Origin of the sequence: Pseudogracilibacillus auburnensis, from assembly GCF_003201975.1 — a bacterium.
Classification (GTDB): domain Bacteria; phylum Bacillota; class Bacilli; order Bacillales; family Amphibacillaceae; genus Pseudogracilibacillus; species Pseudogracilibacillus auburnensis.
Genome location: NZ_QJJQ01000002.1, coordinates 65,468 through 87,562 on the forward strand (window position 1 = coordinate 65,468; position 22,095 = coordinate 87,562).

Consider the following 22,095-nt stretch of genomic DNA (forward strand, 5'->3'; position numbering starts at 1 on the left):
AAACCGAAAAAAATATTGGTTTGCGATTTTTAAGAAAGTACAATCATAGTCAACGGACTAATTGACCATTTTTTGTGCTTCACGTAATTGAAATGTACGTACCGTTCTTGGTAAGAAACGGCGGATTTCATCTTCATTGTAGCCAACTTGTAGCCTTTTTTCATCAAGAATAATTGGACGGCGTAAAAGCCCTGGGTTTTTTTGAATTAATTCAAAGAGATCTTTTAAAGGTAATTGTTCGATATTAACATCTAATTTTTGGAAAACCTTTGATCTAGTTGAAATAATCTCATCTGTACCATCTTCAGTCATCCGTAAAATTTCTTTTATCTCGTCTAGCGACAATGGTTCAGAAAATATATTCCGCTCTTTATAACCTATATCATGTTCTTCTAACCATGCCTTTGCTTTGCGGCAAGATGTACAACTTGGCGAGGTATAGAGTGTTACCATGTAACTTCACTCCTCATTTCTACTAAAATATATCGAATATTGAACTTCTTAGTTCTATCCAACTAAGATTCCCGTACAATATGAACAGCGGGCTCACTCCGTAGTCCTTACGGTGAATATGATTACTCCATTTACGTAGTCATTAAGCTATGGAAGTAATAAACAATGTGATAGTCATCACATTGTAAAATACCTTAACAATTAAGAACCTGTAATTAACGCCCCTTGAAACGCATTACATATAAGGTATTTTTTTATTAAATAAGAATTACTTTAAATAAACTTTCAATATAAATTATACTATATTTGTCAAGTAAAAGGTAGAGCCTTTCGAATTTTTTTATTTGCTTTCACGAAATGTCATAATTCTGTTACAAACTGTAGCTACATACATATATACTACCCATTATCATCATTTATAAACATAAATTTACATTTATTTCCCGTTATTTTCATTCACAAAATGGACATATTTTCATATGTTCATTCTATTTTTAAGTAAGTGAGCGAATTTCATAATAGCTTTTTTACCAATACCTCTTATTTTCTCACCATTTATTGTTTACGTTCATACTTTTCTTGCTTTCACAAAAATCGTAGTATATCATTTACTTATGTTTATACAAGGTATTAAACGTTTATTTGTACCTTTTTTAAAGGATTAAATGGACTTTTTGAAAGTAGATGAATATTGGAGTGAATGAATGGTGAAAACGATATTTTCTGGCATCCAGCCAAGTGGAACACTAACGCTCGGAAATTACTTAGGCGCGATGAGGCAGTTTGTACAATTACAAGAAGAACATCATTGTTACTTTTGTATTGTTGACCAACATGCGATAACTGTTCCACAAGATCCCAAAACATTAAAGCAAAATATTAGATCACTCGCCGCCCTTTATGTTGCTTCTGGAATTGATCCTGAAAAGGCGACTTTGTTTATTCAATCAGAAGTTCCAGCACATACGGAATTAGGTTGGATGTTACAATCGATTGCCTATATGGGCGAATTAGAACGAATGACACAATTTAAAGATAAGTCAGAAGGTAGAAAAGCTGTTTCTTCCGCATTGTTTACTTACCCTACCTTAATGGCAGCGGATATTTTATTATACCAAGCAAATATTGTACCAGTTGGTGACGACCAAACACAGCATTTAGAATTAACACGTGATGTTGCTGAACGATTTAATAAACGATTTGGGGAAACGTTCGTCATTCCTGAAATTCGAATTCCCGACGTTGGAGCACGAATTATGTCTTTACAAGACCCCGTGAAAAAAATGAGCAAATCAGACGAAAATGCACGTGGGTATATTTCAATGCTCGATACACCGAAGCAAATGGAAAAGAAAATTAAAAGTGCTGTCACCGATTCAGAAGGTATTGTAAAATTTGATAAAGAAAATAAACCTGGAGTGTCAAATCTAATGACGATTTATGCTAGTTGCACTGGTGAGTCCATTGAAACAATGGAAAAGAACTTTTCAAATAAGGGGTATGGAGATTTTAAATCAGCAGTTGCTGACGCAGTTTTAGAAACAATTGAACCGATTCAAAATAGATATAATGAACTAATCGATTCCAAAGAGCTCGATGATATTTTAACAAAAGGTGCCGAAAAGGCAAATAAAGTTGCATTAAAAACACTTCAAAAAGCGAAGAAGAAAATGGGTCTTCTTCGCTAATAATAATAGAAGGGTGTCCAAAGGCGCGAAAGCAGGAAATATTTCATACTTACAAGCCTTAGACACCCTTCAAACACTTTTACATGTTTGTTCAAGTTCCATTGTTCCCTTTTTAAAAGTTCGAACAGTCATTTTCAATTGTTTTTGTTAACTTCTTTTTAATGAGATTTATTTTTATTTTCCACTTGTTCCATTTCCCAAAACTTTTCTAAAAATGGATTTCCTTTCACTAGCTGGGCACATAATCTTTCATGTCCCTCAGTCCACCCGTCTTTTATATCATCATATAATATATCCCATATTTCTTTAATACTTGATTGATACGTCGTATATGTCAGTTTTTTATTATCCCATTCTGAAAGCCAGTAAAGCATTTCATTTACATTATTCGTTTCCCTTAACTGCTCCATCGCGATCATTAATAACTTTTTTAGTTGCCTTTCTCTTCTTGTTAATCCGTACATATATTGTTTATCCATTGACATTAAGGAGTCTTTACGATCATCATTCTTCGATATCATGTCAAAATTTAGTTGTTTCGTCTTTTTACATAATTCAAACACTTGTTGTTCCTGCCTTGGGATTAGTCTACTTTTCCGGACTGGAATATGATACCCAATAGTATCAAAGACAAGTATTCCTCTCCCATCCGTTACGATACAAGCGTAATCAAGCACTTCACGTGTGTGACCCTTTCTCATATATGCTCGCTTATGTATTTGATCTAAAAGAGTTGAAGGCAAATCATATAAACTATTTTCAATTGTATTGTAAAGACATTCTGATATGTATAAAACTGGCACTTGTTCAAGAATTTCTATTTGGTCTTTTTTACGCCATTCATGATAATGACATACATTATACCCTTCTTCCTCTCCTTCGAACCAGTTTACCCAGACATCATAAAGATACAACATTGTTATTCCCTCACTTTAAATTACTATTTATGTAACATTATGACCACCATCTGGTAAAAATATTCGAGTTATCATGATCGTCACAATTTTTCAGGGAATCGCTGAATGGCAATCATCATAAGTAAAAAACCTATTGGTAAAAAATAACATTCAATTCTGCCTTTTATAAAAATAAAATATTCCATCCATGAAATACCAGCGGGTAAAAAGTTCATATAAGCGATAATCGTAACGCCACCTGATACAGCTAGTCCAAATCCAATTAAAAATAGAAGGATATATCCCATACTATTCACTCCATAACTTGTCCACCAATTTTATATCACTGAGGGGCAGAGCCAAAAAACATATTCCACCCTCTGCTTGTCCATTCCTCTATTTATTGAATGTTTATTCGTGATTCAGCTAAAATATGCTCTACTAGTCGGAATAGTGGCTGTTAGTGATAAAAAAATGGATAGGAGGAAAATTGCCGGGAAATTAATTAGGGGATAAACTATACTTAGAAACTCAACTTTCGCAGAGTGAAATGGACAAAGAAGCCTTCGTAGAATAAGAAAGTGAAGATACAGTACTCGAGTTGACTTTGGATTACCTGTTTGCTCTAAGCAGTCTGTTTACATCTAAAATCCACCTGCTCTTTTCGTTAAGTTTGTTGCTATTATCACGCATTTGAAATAAACTACGCAATAACTGGTAGGTTGTTTTCCGCTACGGACCATTGCTTTCCGTGGGCACGGCCTCAGCCTCCTCGAGAAAACCACTCTGCGGGGTCTTCGGACACGCGCTTTTCCCACAGGAGTCAATGGTCCTTCGCTCCAAACAACCATCAGAATAGTAAAATAAATGCCTCGTACTATTAACACATCCCAGCGAAGGAAATGCACGGAGACTCCTGTGGGAGGACAGGGAGGTCACTGAAAAACATCCGATTGAAAAATTCATAAAATTATAATGAGAAAATAAAGAAGAATTGAAGGGGTTTTTTCCTCTAATTCTTTTTTAAAAATTTTACACGGACGGTCGAGAGTATTTTATCCCCTTTTTTATCCATTAGTTTCAATATCCTTTTCAGATTGACGGCAAATATTGTCGTTGCACCTTGTATCTGCATACCAAACAGACCTGCGGCAATGGCTTTTTTATATCCGTGTCTTTGTTTTAATTCGCTATTTTTTGCTTCAATTTTGTACCGTTCCTTTGATAAGAGTTTAAACTCTTCCGTTTCCTGGAAGGCCTTTTGTTCCTGGTGCTCAGTTGATTTTATTGATACATAGTATGATTTTGTTTTTGCCCCATCCTTGTAACATCCTTTTCTGAATGGACATACTTTACACTTTTCTACATCAAACATGTACCGATAACGAACATTTTTCTTATCAGATTTGGATTTTCCACCTTCCTATTTGTGGCTAAATGTCCTGCCTTGCACATATATGTTCCAGCATCCTTATTATATACAAAACCATCAGCTTCCCTACGTGCCCCATTTGTAACAATTGGATGTAATTTAGAAACCAAATCTATGTCATGACTTTTTGTGTAGACAATATTATCTTTGGATGAATATGCTGTATCCCCGATAACTGTGTCAACTTTCATTCCACTTTGCTTACTTTTCTCGACTAATTCCTGTAGATATTTCCCATCATTTTTTTCACCTGTAGTAACAACAGCAGCTGTAATAATACGTTCATTACTCATTGAAATATGTGTTTTATAACCAAAAAAAGAAGAATCTTCTGCCTTATGTCCAAAACGAGCATCCTCGTCTGTCGAATAACTCAGTTCCAACGTAAAATCCTCCACGGCTTCTTTTAATACATTTAATTTTTCCTTTACTGCAGGAATCTCCACGTGTTGTGATTTATTTTCCACTGTTTCAATTACCTTTTTTGAATAAGATAATTCAGCAGCGATGGGACATCCCGCTATCTTAAGTTACTGCGCAGTTTATTTCTTCTATGTAATAAACAACAAATGCTATTTGGTAGGAGAAAGATTAGCAATCCCGACTTTTGGAAAACTATTTATAATACCAAGGTTGTCAAGGATATAATTAGAAGCATCCCAAGCTTAACCAAGCAACTATTTGAACTCATTTTAGTGGTGCGAAAGTTGAGTTAGAAAGAAAAAATGGAAAGGCAGCGATGTGATTAAGGGCTGTTCGTGGCCTTAAAACTAAAAATAGAGGAATAGAGAATAGAGGGCATGATTAGGAGCTATTCGTTACTACAAAACTAGAAAATAAATAATCGAGCGAACGATTAAATAGGTATAACCGGTACAATAGGGGATTGATCACTACACAATGAAAAAAACTGACCCAAAAGGATCAGTTTTCATATTTTTTAAATACGAGGCATGCATTATGTCCTCCAAAACCAAATGAGTTACTCATCACGACATTTACATCTTGTTTTCTCGCTTCATTTGGTACGTAATCAAGGTCACAATCTGGATCAGGCGTTTCATAATTTATCGTTGCAGGAATAATTCCATCATCGATTGCTTTGACCGAGATAACACTTTCGACTCCGCCAGCCGCGCCTAATAAATGACCTGTCATTGATTTAGTCGAAGATACTGCAAGTTTCTTTGCATGGTCACCATATATTGTTTTAATAGCTTGTGTTTCATATTTATCGTTCATATCAGTACTTGTACCATGTGCGTTAATATAGTCAACAGACTCTGGCTCCAAATTAGCATCCGCTAACGCTTGTTTCATTGCGCGAGCTGCTCCTTCGCCACCTTCAGCAGGTGCTGTAATATGAAATGCATCTCCAGTTGCACCATACCCGATAATTTCCGCATAAATTTTTGCCCCACGATCAAGGGCAGATTCCAATGTTTCTAATACTAAAATTCCTGCTCCTTCACCCATAACGAAACCATCGCGATTTTGATCAAAAGGGCGGCTTGCTGTTTTCGGATTATCATTAAATGTTAATGCCTTCATTGCTGAAAATCCTGCAAATGCCATATTCGTAATCGGTGATTCTGTCCCACCTGTAATAATATAGTCGACATCGCCACGCTGAACAGCTTTAAAGGCGTCTCCAATAGAGTTTGCTCCAGACGCACAGGCAGTAACTGTACAAGAATTGATTCCTTTAGCCCCAAGTTGAATGGAAACCTGACCCGCCGCCATATCTGGGATTAACATCGGTACAAAAAATGGACTTACACGACGATATCCTTTATCAATAAAACGTCTAACCTGCTCTTCATACGTATCCATTCCACCAATCCCACAGCCGATCCACACACCAACACGATCAGCATTTGATTCATCGATCGTCAAATTTGCATCTTCAACAGCCATTTTCGAAGCTGCTACAGCATATTGGGTAAACAAATCCATTTTTCTAGCTTCTTTACGATCCATATATTTTTTTGCATCAAAGTCTTTTACTTCTGCTGCTACATGTACAGGAAAGTCTTCTTTATTCACACGTGTAATAAAATCAATTCCAGATCGGCTATGAATAATATTATCCCATAACGTTGCTGCATCGTTCCCTAAAGGAGTAACAGCGCCGATTCCTGTAACTACAACTCTTCTATTTTCCATGAAAATTGCCTCCTTGCTAACATAGTAGATCATTGTATAAAATTATCATAACGTACCCTTAATAGTACCACAATTTACTATATTCTTCTCTTTAATTTAAGGATTAGTCCATTTGCTTTTACACATTTTATAAACCTAGTCTATTTTCCCCACCTTAAAGCAACAGCGCCCCAAGTAAGTCCACCACCAAATCCAACTAAGACAATAACATCGCCATCTTTAATTTTTCCTTTTTGAATGGATTCGGATAGTGCAATTGGAATCGAAGCTGATGAATTATTTCCAAAATGTTGAATCGTTTTTGCCATTTTATCTTCTGCGATCCCAAGTCTCTGTCTCGCCGCTTCCATAATCCGAATATTCGCTTGATGTGGCACTAAGTAATCGACATCTTCTTTACTTAAACCAGCTTTTTCAATGACATTTACAGAAGACTCTGGCATTTGTCTGACAGCAAATTTAAACACTTCACGCCCATTCATAATAAGATGACCTTTTTCATCTTGATATAAATCTTTTCCACCCGCACCATTAGAGCCAAGTTCAAAGGATAGGATTCCTTTCCCCTCTGATACTTCACTTAATACAGCGGCACCTGCGCCATCACCGAGCAACACACATGTATTTCGATCTGTCCAGTCTGTTATTTTGGATAATTTATCTACACCAACGATAAGCACTTTTTTATATGCTTTCGCTTCGATAAACTGTTGCCCAGTAATCAACGCATACATAAAGCCTGCACAAGCAGCGCCAACATCCATTGCAGCAGCATTTGTCGCACCAAGGCGATCTTGAATCATACAAGCGACCGATGGAAATGGTGTATCAGGTGTAACTGTCGCAACAAGAATTAAATCAATTTCTTCTGCTGAAATGCCGGCATCTGCTATCGCTATTTCAGCTGCAATAAATGCCATATCGGAAGAATTTTCATCATCTTTGGCAATCCTTCTTTCCTCAATTCCTGTTCTTGTTCTGATCCATTCATCTGTCGTATCGACTATTTTTTCCAAATCTTTATTTGTAACGATATTGTCAGGTGCATAATGCCCTGTTCCAATAATGCCTACCCCCATCTTGCCAACTCCTTTTTATTAATTAATAGCAAATATTATGACTTGGTATTAACTTTAAGCTATTTTTTCTGTTCTTGCAAGAGAAAAATTTTTTCCACCTCTTCAAGTATGATTAAAAAGGAACAAGGTGAACGAACGATAGAATTGCTTTTATTTAAAGAGTAAATTTGGTAATATAGATAAGGATATATTAAACGATCATTTAGATAAAAATACAACTGTTACGAAAAATGAGGTGTAATGAATGAGACTGATTATGACAATTATTTGGGCACTTTTAATTGGCGGAGCCTTAGCATATGTCCTTGCAAGCATGGCTGGCGAACCATTTAATGTAACGCAATCACTTGCATTTTCAATTAGTATGATCATCGGAATTGTCTTATTAGATGGGGTTTTACACGTATCCCAACGCGATTAAATGATTTTTTTACAAAAAATTAACATAAAATTAACATGAAAAAAACACCCTTACTGTATATTGTATAAAGTAAGGGTGTTTTTGTTAATACCATGGTAAAAGACTTAATGTAGCTAAAAAAGCAAGCGGAATAACGAGCCTTTGAAACCTTCTAGGTGATCCATAACCAAAACCAAAACCTGGTCCATAAAATGGGTCCGGGTATGCACCAAATTGATTTGGAAATTGTTGCGCAGATTCCTGACCTTGATTTAACGGAACTGCTAAATAAAGATTTTCTTCATCCAGTCCTGTGATGATGCCATCTGTTTTTAGACCGTCCATTGTTTCAACTAATACATATGAATGCATATGCTGTTTACATGTTTCATAGATATTTTGATAAGCAAGATTTTCATCCATAATATATTCCCTCCTCACCACCTAGATTATTCAACTAGGTCATGAGACGTTCCATCAGTTTATATTTGATGGTGCTAAAAAAATACGGGTTGTATTTAAGCTTTAATAGGATTTCCGTTCATTACTTCCATACAATTAATAGATAAAAAGGGTGGTACGAGTGTTAGAAAATGGAGCAGATTTAATTTTATTAATAAAATTTATTTTACTTGGATTTGTACAAGGATTTACCGAACCGATTCCAATCTCTTCAAGTGGACATGTCATTCTAATCAAAGATTTATTCGGCATATATACAACTGGTCTTTCATTTGAAATTATTGTGAATTTCGGTTCGTTGCTTGCTATTATGACTGTTTACCGAAATGATCTTATCGTTTTAATCAAAGAAAATATTGCTTTTCTTTTTAAAGGCGAAAAGCAATATGCACATAGTTTTAGGTTTACACTTTACCTACTTCTAGCAACAATGATTACTGGAGTACTTGGTCTTGCGATTGAACAATTTATTAGTGAAGAGCTGACAAAGCCACTTTTTGTTGGTATTTCGCTTCTAGTTACAGCCTTTTTCGTTTGGCTTATTCGGAATTTACAGGGAACTAAATCCGATATAGATATTACCATGAAGGACGCGATTATCATTGGACTTGCACAAACATGTGCACTAATTCCTGGAATAAGTCGATCAGGAGCTACCATTGTAGCAGCAATGTTAATTGGTTTAAAACGCGAAACAGCATTGCGATTTTCATTTCTCCTATTTATACCAGTAACAATTGGAGTTAATGTTCTATCATATAAAGATATCGTAAATGATCCGTTATTTTCAGCTAATTTCATTCCATACACGTTAGCTTTTATTACATCGATTATTACGACTTATTTTGCACTGAAATGGTTTATTGACGTCATGAAAAAAGGTAAATTAATTATTTTCACTTATTATTGTCTAGTCGTAGGAACAGCTGTCATCGTCTATCAATTATTTTTTAACTAAATGTTTACTTTTTGCCGCTTGCGCCAAGCTTTTGGAATATAGATACAATATGGCTCACTTTCCATATAGTCGCCAGTTACATTGTAAGCACGAGATCGTGAGCCTCCACAAACGTGACGAAATTCGCATACACCACATTTTCCTTTATATTTATCTGGATTTCGTAAGTTTTTAAATACTTCTGATTCCCGGTAAATCGTAGCCAGTGGTGTTGTGCGAACATTTCCTGCTTTAATTGGTAAAAGCCCACTCGGATAAACATCACCAATATGAGATATAAAAACAAATCCATTTCCATCATTTACTCCACGTGGTGCACGACCTAATCCATCAATTTGTGCAATTTCTCCGGTCGTTAAAGCATCTTCATATAAAATGGTATCTTGATTACTTTTACTTATTTTTTCCCTCATTTTATGTTGAATAACGACTCTTCGGTAATGTTGTGCGGCAGTCGTTTTAATATCAAATGGAGCTGTCTTGGACAAGCTATAAAGCCATCTCAATGTTTTTTCATGTTCAACAGGCGAAATCATATCCGACTCTTTCCCCCTGCCCGTCGGTACAAGAAAAAAGACACTCCATAGCACACAGCCAAGCTGCTCAACCATTTCTGCCAAATCATCCAAATAAGGGTAATTATATTTAGAAATGACTGTATTTATTTGTAGTGGCATCTGAAGCTCATGTAAATAAGAGATTGCTTGCATCGTTAGATCAAATGATCCTGAAACACCACGAAAATGATCATGAACTTCTGCATTATGTCCATCAATACTAAATGCCCATCTGGCAATACCGACTTCTTTTGCTTTTTCCATCGCCTCTTTCGTTACATTAGGTGTCGCGGAAGGCGTCATGGAAACACGAACCCCCTTATTAATAGCATAAGAAGCAATATCGAACATATCTGGCCTTTCTAAAGGATCTCCCCCCGTAAATACGAGCATTGGATTATTCATCTCATAAATGTCGTCAATTAATTTTTTACCTTCCTCCAATGTTAATTCTAGAGGATGGCGATGATACTGGGCTTCTGCTCTACAATGTAAACATTTCAATTGACAAGCCCGAGTTAACTCCCATATGACAATAAACGGATTTTCATGATAATCTGTCGGAAACATGAGGATCATCCTTTCTTAGATTGGAAAAATAAAAGGTGCCCAAAACCCTTATATTATAGTAGGTACAACTCATGATGTTATTAGGACAACCTTTCTATGTTTACTTATTTTTATCTTTTCCCTATGGCGACACGCCAAATAGCCGGACCTTCTTCTAAATATTCCCATGTAAAAAGGTCTGTTCTTTCTTGCATAAATTGATAGTGGAGCGGGCGTGGATCATGGTCATTTTTCAACTGCAAAAATTCACCGGATGCAAGACTATCAAATGTTTCTAGAATAAAAGGGTGACGATATTTGGACTCAATTTCAGGTGCATTAATTGTTGCCTTATATTTTGTTTCCATCATCAAAACCTCCATTTCATTAAATTCAACGTAAGTATATCGTACTAGCTTTTTTATTACTGTGATATAAATCACAATTTTATTAGTTAATAATTGTCTATCGGGAAAAAAATACATATGATAATAAGGAGAGGATTAAAAAGGGTGGAAAAAAGATGAAAAATAATGAGATCTATAATTTTTTGAAACAATTCCCTATTTTCAAAGATTTAAATGAGTATGAAATGGAACCAATTGTTGATTTCGCCCGATCAAGAAAATATGAGAGTGGAACGATCGTTTTTATGCAACATGAACCATTGACAGATGTGTACTTTATTCAAAGTGGGAAAGTGAAAATATACAAAACAGATTATGAAGGAAAAGAACAAATTGTGAACGTTTTGCAAAAAGATGATATGTTTCCCCATCAAGGGTTTTTTCGAAAAGGAAATTATCCAGCCCATGCGGAAATATTAGAAGATGCATTATTAATTAATATTCCGATTCTTTCTTTTGAAAACTTTTTACTGACACATCCAGAAATTAGTATTAAAATGTTTCGCGTATTAAGTGAAATCATTATTGATTTGCAAAAACGATTAGAGGAAAAAATTTTATATAATGTGTATGACCAAATTATTTTACTTCTGCTACGGCTGGCAAAGAAAAACGGAGAGCAAATAGATGAGAATTGGTCTAAATTGACCGTTCTTTTAACAAACCGTGAGTTAGCGAATATGATTGGTTCAAGTCGTGAAACAATTAGTAGGACTTTAACACAGTTAAAAAAAGAACATGTGATTAAAAACGATAAAAATGGCTACCTTATCGTTAATCACACGGAATTAGAAGAGAAAGTTTTCACTTGAAAACTTTCTCCCTTCTTTTATCCACCGCTAACCGGCGGAATGAATGCTACGACATCACCACTAAATACGACCGCATCTTCTTTTGAATACTCTTCATTTACTGCTATCATCGCTTCATTTAATAAATGATCCATCTTATATTTTGCTAAAAATTTTTCCTTAATTTCTTTGATCGAAATATCATTTGCTTCAATTGTTATCTTTGGACTACCGACTTTTTCTTGCAATTGTGCAAAAAATAGCAAATCAATCAATGCATTTCCTCCTTCGTCGGTATTTTATTTTCATATGAAGTAGTTTCTTTTTGATTACCAATCCATTTTGTCCCATCTACCCAATGTTCCTTCTTCCAAATGGGGACAATTTCCTTTATTCGCTCTATTGCATAGCGGCTCGCTTTAAACGCTGCATCTCGATGTGGTGTTGATACTGCAATTGCAACTGCTACTTCAGAAATTTCTAGCCGTCCAATTCGGTGGGCAATCGCAATTTCCGCTTCAGGACAAGTTTGTTTAATCTCCATTCCAATTCGTGCAAGCTGTTTTGTCGCCATCGGAACATAGGCATCATATTCTAAAAATAAAGTTTGTTTTCCCTTCGTAAATTCTCTCGCTATGCCGATAAAAGTACTTATCGCGCCTGCTTTTGGATGGGTTACTTTTCTAATACAATCATTCACTTGAATCGGTTTATCTGTTATCCAAAAGTTGTCCATCTATATCATCTCACCTTTAAAGAATATGATAAAAGGTTGATCCAACAAAATGATGAATCAACCTTCTTTTCTTAGTCTGGAATTCCTAAAGCAATTTTTGCGTAACGTGACATTTTATCTTTACCCCAAGGTGGATCCCAAACAATCTTTACATCTATATCTTTAATTTGCGGGATATCTGCAAGCACACCTCTTACATCTGCTTCAATATGTCCTGCAAGTGGACAACCCATAGAAGTAAGTGTCATCGTCACAGTACATAAACCTTCATCGTCTAGATCAACATCATAAATTAATCCCATATTTACAATGTCAATACCTAATTCAGGGTCAATAACATTTTCTAGTGCGCCCATTATATTTTCTTTCAGAGCTTCATCCATTTCATATTACCTCCTTAATAGATGCTATCTTTATTTAACCATATTTTTTATTTTTTTGGAATGAATAATGACAAATGAGCCGAATAAATAGCTTTTCGAAAAAGAATCCCTCTGATGTCAACATCTTGTTGGATAGAAAGTCTGCGATTTCTAGATCGATCAGCACTTTGATAGAATTTATGCGCCTTTAACTTTTCACTTCGTATGTAGCGGGTTTCAATAAAGTTCGGTAATACCACGGAGATTTAGGACTTTAGGAATACCTCTGGAAGTTCAGCGGTAACTCCAGAAAATTCAGCGACTTTGAGAGATATTTCAGCGATAACTACAACTTCACTCTAAATGACGAACGTAATTAATTTGCCCGCACATGCCTCCATATAAACCACTCGCTTAAAGGTGCTGATTAAACCAGTCCGCTGTTCCCTCCATCGAGAGACGGGTTATATTATGTATGCGATCTTTTTCAATGATTAATTTCAACTTTTCTTTGTCTTCATATTCATTCTCGATTTTGTTATAAAAGGTCTCACTATGTTTTAATGGAACGATAGCATCTTTTTCACCATGCCATATTAATAATGGACGGCTTTCAAGTTTCTCGGAATCGAATGAAAGATCATAAGGTTCAAGCTTGGTAAGCGTCTGTTTTGCTTCTTCTTCTGTAATTTTTCTTTCATTCAATCGATTATACCTTTCCAATAATATGGATGCATATGCTGTCATTTGTGGAGTCCCCATTAAGACTGTGGCTGCTTTAATCCAACGATATTTCTTTAGGGCGCCATAGGTAGTGATACCGCCCATACTTGTGCCACCAATACCAATACGGTCAGGAATCGTCAATCCTTCTCTTTCTAAATAATCTTTTATAAGCTGTAATTCTGAAATGTTTTGCATCACAATATTCCAAAATGCCAAATCCCTTTCATTTTGCGATGTACCATTTCCTCTTTCTCCATGGAGTATACTATCCGGTAAAATGACACGGAAGCCTTTTTTAGCAATTTTATATGCTAATGTCAAGCTACTCTCCTTTTCTCCATTAAAGCCATGATAATATATGACTGTCGGAAGCTTTTCGTTTATTTTTTCTGTTTGAACAACGTTTAATATGGAAATTTCTCCAACCGATTTTTTATCTATTTGTATCATTGTCATTTCCTTTCTGTTTTTACTACCTTCATTATGAATGAATGATAATTCATTTGTAAAGTCAAAGGAACTTTAGTTCATCTAAAATATGCTTTTTAGATAGTTTACAACCACTGTATCCCATTAAAAAGCTGTAAATTCACTTCGGGCACTGGAGAATTTAGCTCATTTTTGCTAAACTAATGATAGATGAGGTGATTTTATTGAGACAAAAGCATTTAATCGCAATCGATCTAGATGGAACACTTTTAACAGATGACAAGAAGATATCGCTGACTTCAAAAAAAATGATTGTAAATTTAATCGAACAAGGCCATATCGTAGTTATCGCAACGGGAAGATCGAATCGAATGAGTATCCTATATTATCATGAACTTGGTTTAAATACGCCGCTAATTAATTCAAATGGCGCTGTTTTACATCATCCACTTGATAAAAAGTGGGGAAATTACCACACCCCATTAAACTACAATACCGCTATTGAAATTGTCGAGGCATGTTATGAATTAAATTCGAAAAATGTTCTTGCTGCGGTTCACGATTCCGTTTATTTAGATCAATATGATAAAAATATTGCTCATTTTTATGGTCACCAAGACGATGCAGGTGATAAATCATTTGTCGTCGGACGAATAAAGGAAAAGTTAAAAGAAAATCCCACATTAATGTTACTTTACCCTGACAAAAATCATGTTGATACCTTAACCAATACATTAAATGATCTACATGCAGAAATCATCGACCACCGTAATTGGGGCGAACCTTTTCATATCATTGAAGTGATGAATAAACAAATGAATAAATCAGAAGCTTTAAAGCAAGTTGCGGATTATTATCAAATCCCTCGGGAAAGAATCATTGCTTTTGGTGATGAAGGTAATGATCTAGAAATGATTCATTACGCGGGTATTGGTGTTGCGATGGGAAATGCAATTGATGAATTGAAATCTCTCGCAAAATATGTAACTGATACAAATGAAGAACATGGAGTTGCATCGTTTTTAGCGGACTATTTTAAAATGAACTTGTCTATTGCTGAACCAATTAGCAAAAAACAGGCGGATAATTTGTAATAATTTACCTTTAATAATCGCTGAGCATTTTTCCATACTATAAGTGAACGTTTAAATCAGCAGATAGAATGAAAAATTTCTTACTGCATAAGGCTTTTCTCCAGCTAAGGCATGGCGATAAGCTCAGATTTACGAACGTTCACTTTTTCGCATATAAGAGACATGCTTATGAAAAAGCTGTCAATGCCATTTCTCCATTCATTTTTGTTGCTTTCTTCGGAGGGAATTTTGATGAAAAAACGTAAAAAACAGATATTGGAAACAAATAAGAAGGATAATTCCAAAAAATATTATGATCCACCTGTTCACGAAGATGAAACGTTAAGATCTGACGTAGAGCGAAAACGTGAAGAAATTAAAAATAGCACAATAGGAGGATTTTAATTGGAAAAGAATCTTTTTCAGCAAGCAAAAGACATGATGACAAGCTTTTTGGCAAATAGTCCAGTACATGAAGGTCATCAGCATACCGAACAAGAAAAAGAAGCTGTCCGAAAAGCAATCCAAGCAGCTTATAATGAAGCAACTCCTGAAGAAAAAACTCAATTACAACATTTTGAGCAACAATTAGAGGAGAAAATTAAATTGCATTAATCGCTAACTCTGCGGGTTCCCTTCATTCATTGCTTGCATAAATCCGAATTCATTTTATAAAATGATAACCGTTTTTATAAAAGCAATCGACCATTTCCATTATGGGAATGGTCTTTTTTCATGAAATATGATACATTTAAGATAAGTGACTAAATAGTAATGATTTATAGGAGGGATACAAATGGGAGTTAGACCTGAAGCAACACCTAATCCTAACGCAATTAAATTTACTACTGATAAAATGATTTTTGAAGGAACAAATAGTATCTCTGTCATGTCTGGTGATACGAGTGAACATGAAATTTTAAATGATTTAATGAAGTTAGATGGAGTGGATAATGTATTCGGCTATCAAAATTTCATTACCGTCAATAAGCATTTTGATGTTGAATGGGATGATTTAGTCGTTGAAGTTGTAAAAATCATGGAAGAGTATGGATACTAAATACATATAGAACGAAACCTTGGGCGACAATCATCTGTCGTCTTTTTATTTGTCTGCTGTAGCAAATTTCAAGCTTCTTTCTGCGAAAAAGTAGACTGGCCGATTGACTTTAGACAGGGGGTGTCGCCCTTATGCTCTCGGATGAAAGTCAATATTGATCCAGGATTTTGGCACATGCGTCGGCATCCCCTTAGGAAAGAGCATGTTCCCTTGATCTTATGGAAAAGGAAGTCGACTAAGTTCGTCCCTTTGCGTGACAACCAATCCACCCTACTGGTAAGGTGCAAGGTAAACGTCGCTGAATGAGTGCTTGCACTTATTGTTCTTTCCCCTCCTCTTTCCGAATCGCCGAACACGATATAGACGATATTGGAACATTAAAGGATTCTTTTTGTAATTGGCACAGTTCTTTCTTAGACATATCGAACAAATGATAAAAAGTTCTTTTTTCGCCATACAATTGTTATAGTTAAGTGAATTTTTATTTTTCCCCTTGTGCCTCATCACCTAAAAGCGCATGATAATTCATGAGGTGATATGTATGACTAGACTTAAATCTCTCACTCACTTCCCATTTCTTTTTTTCGGATTGACGGCCATTACTGGAGTATGGATGCGTTTTTTTATTATTTCAGGTAAAGAGTTTATTCCATACAACCACCTATTACACGGACATTCTCATATGGCCATTCTTGGATGGACTTTTTTAGCTGTATTCATTCTATTTATTAACATGAATTGGGATGAAATTATTTATAAAGGACAAGCGATTACGATCGTCTTTTCTACTGTATTTGTAACGATAATCATGTTTTTTGCTTTTTTATATGAAGGATACGCGCTATATTCCATCATCTTTTCTACTTTACATATTGGGATTGAATATTGGGTCATCATGTTTATTTTCATTTCATTGAAAACAATATCTACTATCCCAAAGATTGCTCAGCATTTTATAAAAGGTTCCTTATTTATGTTGTTTATTTCAACACTTGGTCCCTTTTCATTAGGTGCGATTTCTGCTCAAGGATTACGCGACTCAGTATTGTTTGATATAGCAATATATTTTTATTTACATTTTCAATACAATGGATGGTTGTATTTATTTTTGATCGGAATGTTTATAGCTTTATTAAAGAAAAAAGGGATAACTTTACGGACAAGCTTTCTGCAAGCGAGTTTTTGGATTTATATTATTTCCCTTTTCCCGGGTTTCTTTTTATCAATTTTATGGGTTGATGTCGGTTTTATCGGGATTGTTTTTGCTGTTGTTGGTGCTATTGGACAATTGCTCGGTGTTATTATCATTTGCATAGCTCTATTTCAAGTGAGGAGTCAGTTTCAACAAATATTTAGTCGTCGCATGAATCGAACATATTGTTTCATATTTGCTCTATTAATGAGTAAAAGTGTAATGGAACTTGGGCTTCTTCATCTACCATTTGCTTTACTCGTTTACGATTCACGATCTGTAGTGATCGGTTATTTACATTTAATGTTTCTTGGCTTTATTAGTATATTTATTTTAACATTATTTCAAAATATGCAGCTGCTCCAAGAATCAAGCACTTGGGTCCAAAAAGGAATGAACATTTTTTTGGCTGGTTTTCTCTTGAATGAGTTCGTTCTCTTTCTTTCCGGATATTTAACGTGGACCATAGGAAAAACTGTATGGTTCCATCACGAACTATTATTCGTGGCAAGTATCCTATTACTTTGTAGCATTGGCATCTTATGGACATCATTCGTTAAAAATAGTAGTACTGCTTAGGTCTTTATTGTTTTTCAAAAAAACTACCATTTACTGGTAGTTTTTTTACTTCTCTGCTTATTGACGTTTTTTCTGTTTTCTACTTAATAACACGATCGCTCCAACAAAAACGATAAATACTCCAGCAACAAATCCAATAAAGCCCCAATTAAAACCAACATTCGGCTGTATTATAAATACTTCCGCGGATTCCCGTTCCATTCCAATGAGAAATTCACCATTTTCATTTCCGCGAACGGTATCATCATGCAGTAAACCTTTTAACTGAAGGTCTGAATCAATTCCCGAAATGGTAACAACTCGGGATTCACTATCATTATTAATCGCAACATAAATTGATTTATCATCCAATGTTCGTTTAAACAAACTTAATCCACCATCAACTGCAACTTGTTCAATATCACCATACACTAACACAGGAAATTGATCTCTTAGTGATGCCAAACGGTCAAACACTTTTTCTAAATCAGGATCAGCACTCGTAAAATCAACAATATATTGATTTTCAGGGTAGCCTGGTCCATACATCGGCACTTCAGAACCTTGATAAATAATCGGTACACCAGGTGTTAAATACATATAAGCGAGTGCAAGTGTCCATGTTGTCACTGCATTACGCCCATTATCGGCAAAGTTATTAGAAAAACGGGCCGTATTTATATTATCGACAAAAAGTAAATCACGATAACCTTTTTCCCTTTCCTTATGATCAAACAACTTAGAAACAGGTTCATCTGCTTTTGTAAATACATGATTCATTTCAGTGGACAACTTTTCATTTGCAACTGCATCAATCGTGTCAATTTGTAGTACATCAGCTACATCTTCATTGCCTTGTAATGTTGTAGCTAACACATAAAAATTGGGATCTTTTTCTTTTATTTCTTGTGTTAAATTTTTTAAAAATGTCGGCGAAGACTGATCAGCTGCATGTAATTTAAACCCATCAATATCCACTTCATCCATCCAATAAAGGGCGACATCGATTAAATAATCCTCAACATTTTGATTATGTTGATCCAAGACATATACATCATTAAGCCATTGGGTCGAATCGATTGGTTCGATCTCATTTTCCAGAAACCAATCTTGTTTATCCGCGTCATCTACGATTGGACTCGTTTTCGCCACATAATTCGTTACAAATTCCAAGATAACTTTCATATCTTTTTTATGTGCTTCTTCTACCAATTCTTTCAAATCATCCATCGTTCCAAATTCTTCTTCCACTGAATAAAAGTCTTCAATCCAATATCCATGATATCCTTTTTTAGCATTCTCCATTATTGGAGATAAAGATACCACTGTTATTCCAAACTCCTGCAGCGAATCAAGTTTCATCGTCACTCCTTGAATATCTCCCCCATTATAAGTAAATGGGTCATGAATATCGACTTGATCACTAGGAGCTTGACTTCCATTATTAAAGCGATCAACTAAAATATCGTAAATAATTTCTTCCGGAAGCGTCGATTCATTTTCAGCGTTCACTTGCGCAGGAAAAGTAGCAAATAGTAGAAATGGAATGGCGAATAGCGATATAAATATTTTTTTCATCATTAGCACTCCGAATCATTTGTAGTAGTAGAAAAACTCCTGTTTTTATTTAAAAACGTACTTGTCCTCATGGAACAACATTCCTATTTGAAAAAAAGACTATCCTACCAAAAGGATAGCCTTTAACAACGTTTTTCTTAAGGAAGAATTCCTAAAGGTAAGCGACCAAACCCGAGAATAATAGCTATTAAAGCCGCGACTACAAACTGAATCCAAAAGGCTTTTGTCGGCTTTCCTTTATTCGTTCGAACTGTAATCATTTCCATTGCAACAATAGCCCATAATCCAGCAATCACTTTAATAATTAATTCACCAGAGATACTGCTATAAGAAGCAAATAAACTTCCCCCAGAATATAAAATAAGTAAATAATCAAGTCGTAAAATCATGTGAAGAATTTTTCCAGGTTTCGTTTTGCCGGATTTATAAAATGCAGTTACGACGAATAATAAAATAAACGCTAGAACCCAAGCAGTAATATGTAAATGTGCCAATTTTTTTATCTCCCTTCCTCTAAAGTAATATCGTGTATAGCAATATTATTGGTATAATGTACCTTTGCATTATATCATGTACATCATTCAAATTCATTAAATATACATCATGGTTAAAGCATAAAAGGTACATTTTTAAAGAAGTTTGGCAAAATGGTGAAACACTTGCTAAATGTATTGACCTTATTCTGATGAAAATCTAATATGTTATTTTTTCGGGCATTCGCATTATCAGATGGAAGTTTACTTTTATAGGAAGTACTAGCCTATGCGGGAAAGCTGAGACCCTGCAGGAGGTAACGATGAAGCGGCTCAGCACTCGCCTGCGGAAAGCATGCGCCTGACGGCTTTGAGAAAGTGCTAGATGAGGTCCCACTAGCCGTAACCTGAAGAAGCTCATCACACCACCTAGTCGGCTAAAGGCATCACGTCCTGGGACTGCGCCCACTCGTCCTATCGAAAAGAGTTTGGGACTGCGCTAAATGCTCGTCCCATCGAAAAGAGTTTGCACTTACGCTCATTTCACCATAAAGATTTGTGACCTGTGCGCCACTAGTACGTCCTGTCCATCATGGAAAGCAAATATATTCTATTTGCGGTAGGATAGATAGAAGCGCTTATTTTCCCCTTCTTTTATGAATACCCATTTTCTTCTTGGCAATTTAAAAAACAGGGGACAGCATTGTAAAATGAAGGAAAGTTTCCTTCTTATTTGTTATAAAAACTGCTATACTTGAAGCATCAATCTTATATGACGGAGGGATCTTATGATACAAACAAGTGAAACAGTTATCCGGCAAACTGAAAATTTCGGAGCGAATAATTATATGCCGCTTCCGATTGTTGTACATAAAGCAAAAGGTATTTGGGTAGAGGATCCTGAGGGGAATAAATATATGGATCTACTTAGTGCCTATTCCGCTGTAAACCAAGGACATTGTCACCCCAAAATCATTGCAGCATTAAAAGAACAAGCGGATCGTGCCACACTGACATCGAGAGCTTTTCATAATGATCAACTTGGACCATGGTATGAAAAAGTATGTACATTAACGAAAAAAGATATGGCTTTGCCGATGAATACTGGTGCAGAGGCAGTTGAAACAGCTATTAAAACAGCTAGGCGATGGGCATACGATGTAAAAGGCGTTCGGGAAAATCAAGCGGAAATTATCGCTTGTATCGATAATTTCCATGGTAGAACGATGGCAGCTGTTTCTTTATCATCTGATCCTGATAATAAACGTGGCTTCGGTCCATTGCTTCCAGGCTTTAAAGTTATCCCATACGGAGATATCGATGCATTAAAAGAAGCGATAACGGAAAACACAGCTGGATTTTTATTGGAACCAATTCAAGGCGAAGCTGGCGTCAATATTCCACCTGAAGGATTTTTAAAAGAAGCATATGAAGTTTGTAATGAAAATAATGTGTTATTTATTGCTGATGAAATCCAAGCTGGGCTTGGTAGAAGTGGGAAGCTGTTCGCATGTGATTGGGAAAATGTTGAACCAGATATAATTATTTTAGGAAAAGCACTTGGTGGTGGAGTCTTCCCTATTTCATGTGTCGTCGCTAACAAAGATATTCTCGGTGTGTTTAACCCTGGCTCACATGGATCAACTTTTGGAGGAAACCCTCTAGCATGTGCCGTTTCTATTGCAGCACTCGATGTCATTATAGATGAAAAGTTACCTGAAAAGTCACAAGAACTGGGTGAATATTTTAAAGGGGAATTACAAAAGATCACAAACCCAATAATTAAAGAAGTGCGTGGAAAGGGATTATTTATTGGCATGGAACTGACAGAACCGGCCCGCCCTTACTGTGAAGCATTAAAAGATAAAGGACTTTTATGTAAAGAAACTCATGAAAATGTGATACGTTTTGCCCCACCATTAATCATTGAAAAAGCTGATATTAACTGGGCCTTACAAAAAATAAATGAAGTTTTAGGTTAATAATGATTCGTGGCGGCTAAGATAACTTTAGCTTTTTTACTGCTTTTATCTTGGCTGTCGCATCGAATGAATTGCGGCAGCCAAATTT

At 35.6% G+C, this 22,095-nt stretch carries 24 protein-coding genes and 1 pseudogene; 10 read left to right on the forward strand and 15 right to left on the reverse strand.

Translation table 11 applies throughout. The features are described from left to right. Positions 1 to 57: 57 nt before the first annotated feature. A complete protein-coding gene (gene spxA, locus DFR56_RS03390) occupies positions 58 to 453 on the reverse strand; it encodes a transcriptional regulator SpxA (protein WP_110394030.1) in 396 nt (131 codons plus the stop codon). Between the two features lie 707 nt (positions 454 to 1,160). Here spxA and trpS point away from each other — a divergent pair. Next, positions 1,161 to 2,141 (forward strand): tryptophan--tRNA ligase, encoded by a 981-nt coding sequence (gene trpS / locus DFR56_RS03395; RefSeq protein WP_146214253.1) that lies wholly within the window; start codon positions 1,161 to 1,163, stop codon positions 2,139 to 2,141. A gap of 158 nt (positions 2,142 to 2,299) precedes the next feature. Here trpS and DFR56_RS03400 read toward each other — a convergent pair whose 3' ends face one another. The 5 genes and pseudogenes from DFR56_RS03400 to DFR56_RS03425 form a co-directional block, all read right to left on the reverse strand. Beyond that, positions 2,300 to 3,058: a DUF3603 family protein gene (locus DFR56_RS03400; RefSeq protein ID WP_110394032.1), complete on the reverse strand. Its 759-nt coding sequence runs from the start codon at positions 3,056 to 3,058 to the stop codon at positions 2,300 to 2,302. Positions 3,059 to 3,138: 80 nt separating this feature from the next. Continuing rightward, positions 3,139 to 3,345, reverse strand: coding sequence for a YuzI family membrane protein (locus DFR56_RS03405; protein ID WP_110394033.1), 207 nt, complete (start codon positions 3,343 to 3,345; stop codon positions 3,139 to 3,141). A 704-nt stretch (positions 3,346 to 4,049) separates the two neighbouring features. After that, positions 4,050 to 4,978: pseudogene (locus DFR56_RS23415) on the reverse strand (transposase); the annotation flags it as partial. Positions 4,979 to 5,393: 415 nt separating this feature from the next. Beyond that, positions 5,394 to 6,635, reverse strand: coding sequence for a beta-ketoacyl-ACP synthase II (gene fabF, locus DFR56_RS03420; protein WP_110394036.1), 1,242 nt, complete (start codon positions 6,633 to 6,635; stop codon positions 5,394 to 5,396). Positions 6,636 to 6,775: 140 nt separating this feature from the next. Next, positions 6,776 to 7,714, reverse strand: a complete 939-nt coding sequence (locus tag DFR56_RS03425; protein ID WP_110394037.1) for a beta-ketoacyl-ACP synthase III — start codon at positions 7,712 to 7,714, stop codon at positions 6,776 to 6,778. 244 nt (positions 7,715 to 7,958) lie between these two features. Here DFR56_RS03425 and DFR56_RS03430 point away from each other — a divergent pair, with 244 nt between their 5' ends. Then, positions 7,959 to 8,135 carry a DUF2929 family protein gene (locus DFR56_RS03430; protein ID WP_242694712.1) on the forward strand — a complete coding sequence of 59 codons (177 nt, stop codon included), beginning with the start codon at positions 7,959 to 7,961 and terminating at the stop codon, positions 8,133 to 8,135. An 84-nt stretch (positions 8,136 to 8,219) separates the two neighbouring features. On the opposite strand, the gene DFR56_RS03435 is transcribed toward DFR56_RS03430, so the two are convergent. After that, positions 8,220 to 8,537, reverse strand: a complete 318-nt coding sequence (locus tag DFR56_RS03435) for a hypothetical protein (RefSeq protein WP_110394038.1) — start codon at positions 8,535 to 8,537, stop codon at positions 8,220 to 8,222. A 160-nt stretch (positions 8,538 to 8,697) separates the two neighbouring features. Between DFR56_RS03435 and DFR56_RS03440 the strand changes: the two genes are divergently transcribed. Beyond that, complete coding sequence (locus DFR56_RS03440) at positions 8,698 to 9,534, forward strand: undecaprenyl-diphosphate phosphatase (protein WP_110394039.1); 837 nt, start codon at positions 8,698 to 8,700, stop codon at positions 9,532 to 9,534. Here the strand turns inward: DFR56_RS03440 and DFR56_RS03445 are convergent. Both DFR56_RS03445 and DFR56_RS03450 read right to left on the reverse strand, forming a co-directional pair. Then, positions 9,531 to 10,661, reverse strand: coding sequence for a TIGR04053 family radical SAM/SPASM domain-containing protein (locus tag DFR56_RS03445; RefSeq protein WP_110394040.1), 1,131 nt, complete (start codon positions 10,659 to 10,661; stop codon positions 9,531 to 9,533). The genes DFR56_RS03440 and DFR56_RS03445 overlap by 4 nt on opposite strands. Before the next feature lie 110 nt (positions 10,662 to 10,771). Continuing rightward, on the reverse strand, positions 10,772 to 11,011 hold the full coding sequence (locus DFR56_RS03450) for a DUF2249 domain-containing protein (RefSeq protein ID WP_110394041.1): 240 nt from the start codon (positions 11,009 to 11,011) through the stop codon (positions 10,772 to 10,774). A 152-nt stretch (positions 11,012 to 11,163) separates the two neighbouring features. Between DFR56_RS03450 and DFR56_RS03455 the strand changes: the two genes are divergently transcribed. Beyond that, a complete protein-coding gene (locus DFR56_RS03455; RefSeq protein WP_110394042.1) occupies positions 11,164 to 11,859 on the forward strand; it encodes a Crp/Fnr family transcriptional regulator in 696 nt (231 codons plus the stop codon). A gap of 17 nt (positions 11,860 to 11,876) precedes the next feature. Here the strand turns inward: DFR56_RS03455 and moaD are convergent, their stop codons facing one another. The 4 genes from moaD to DFR56_RS03475 form a co-directional block, all read right to left on the reverse strand. Next, positions 11,877 to 12,113, reverse strand: coding sequence for a molybdopterin converting factor subunit 1 (gene moaD, locus DFR56_RS03460; RefSeq protein ID WP_110394043.1), 237 nt, complete (start codon positions 12,111 to 12,113; stop codon positions 11,877 to 11,879). Next, entirely contained in the window at positions 12,110 to 12,574 is a 465-nt protein-coding gene (locus DFR56_RS03465; RefSeq protein WP_110394044.1) for a molybdenum cofactor biosynthesis protein MoaE, read from the reverse strand. Before DFR56_RS03465 ends, moaD begins: the two co-directional genes overlap by 4 nt. Positions 12,575 to 12,645: 71 nt before the next feature. Further along, the gene (locus DFR56_RS03470) at positions 12,646 to 12,957 is read right to left on the reverse strand and encodes a metal-sulfur cluster assembly factor (RefSeq protein ID WP_110394045.1); all 312 of its coding nucleotides are present in this window, start codon (positions 12,955 to 12,957) and stop codon (positions 12,646 to 12,648) included. Between the two features lie 393 nt (positions 12,958 to 13,350). Then, complete coding sequence (locus tag DFR56_RS03475; RefSeq protein ID WP_158525484.1) at positions 13,351 to 14,112, reverse strand: prolyl oligopeptidase family serine peptidase; 762 nt, start codon at positions 14,110 to 14,112, stop codon at positions 13,351 to 13,353. A 194-nt stretch (positions 14,113 to 14,306) separates the two neighbouring features. On the opposite strand from DFR56_RS03475, the gene DFR56_RS03480 reads away from it, so the two are divergent. From DFR56_RS03480 to DFR56_RS03495, 5 genes are all read left to right on the forward strand, one after another. Next, entirely contained in the window at positions 14,307 to 15,185 is an 879-nt protein-coding gene (locus DFR56_RS03480; RefSeq protein ID WP_307786865.1) for a Cof-type HAD-IIB family hydrolase, read from the forward strand. Positions 15,186 to 15,416: 231 nt separating this feature from the next. After that, positions 15,417 to 15,569, forward strand: coding sequence for a hypothetical protein (locus DFR56_RS22790; protein ID WP_158525485.1), 153 nt, complete (start codon positions 15,417 to 15,419; stop codon positions 15,567 to 15,569). After that, positions 15,570 to 15,779, forward strand: a complete 210-nt coding sequence (locus DFR56_RS03485; protein ID WP_110394048.1) for a DUF3813 domain-containing protein — start codon at positions 15,570 to 15,572, stop codon at positions 15,777 to 15,779. Positions 15,780 to 15,960: 181 nt separating this feature from the next. Further along, positions 15,961 to 16,224: a NifU N-terminal domain-containing protein gene (locus DFR56_RS03490; RefSeq protein ID WP_110394049.1), complete on the forward strand. Its 264-nt coding sequence runs from the start codon at positions 15,961 to 15,963 to the stop codon at positions 16,222 to 16,224. A gap of 541 nt (positions 16,225 to 16,765) precedes the next feature. Beyond that, positions 16,766 to 17,995 carry a hypothetical protein gene (locus DFR56_RS03495; protein WP_146214240.1) on the forward strand — a complete coding sequence of 410 codons (1,230 nt, stop codon included), beginning with the start codon at positions 16,766 to 16,768 and terminating at the stop codon, positions 17,993 to 17,995. Positions 17,996 to 18,052: 57 nt separating this feature from the next. Here DFR56_RS03495 and DFR56_RS03500 read toward each other — a convergent pair whose 3' ends face one another. Together DFR56_RS03500 and DFR56_RS03505 are read right to left on the reverse strand one after the other, a co-directional pair. Then, the gene (locus DFR56_RS03500) at positions 18,053 to 19,552 is read right to left on the reverse strand and encodes an alpha-amylase family glycosyl hydrolase (RefSeq protein ID WP_110394051.1); all 1,500 of its coding nucleotides are present in this window, start codon (positions 19,550 to 19,552) and stop codon (positions 18,053 to 18,055) included. Positions 19,553 to 19,689: 137 nt separating this feature from the next. Next, the gene (locus DFR56_RS03505) at positions 19,690 to 20,046 is read right to left on the reverse strand and encodes a YisL family protein (RefSeq protein ID WP_110394052.1); all 357 of its coding nucleotides are present in this window, start codon (positions 20,044 to 20,046) and stop codon (positions 19,690 to 19,692) included. 767 nt (positions 20,047 to 20,813) lie between these two features. On the opposite strand from DFR56_RS03505, the gene DFR56_RS03510 reads away from it, so the two are divergent. Beyond that, the gene (locus tag DFR56_RS03510; RefSeq protein ID WP_110394053.1) at positions 20,814 to 22,007 is read left to right on the forward strand and encodes an ornithine--oxo-acid transaminase; all 1,194 of its coding nucleotides are present in this window, start codon (positions 20,814 to 20,816) and stop codon (positions 22,005 to 22,007) included. The last annotated feature ends 88 nt before the right edge of the window (positions 22,008 to 22,095 follow it).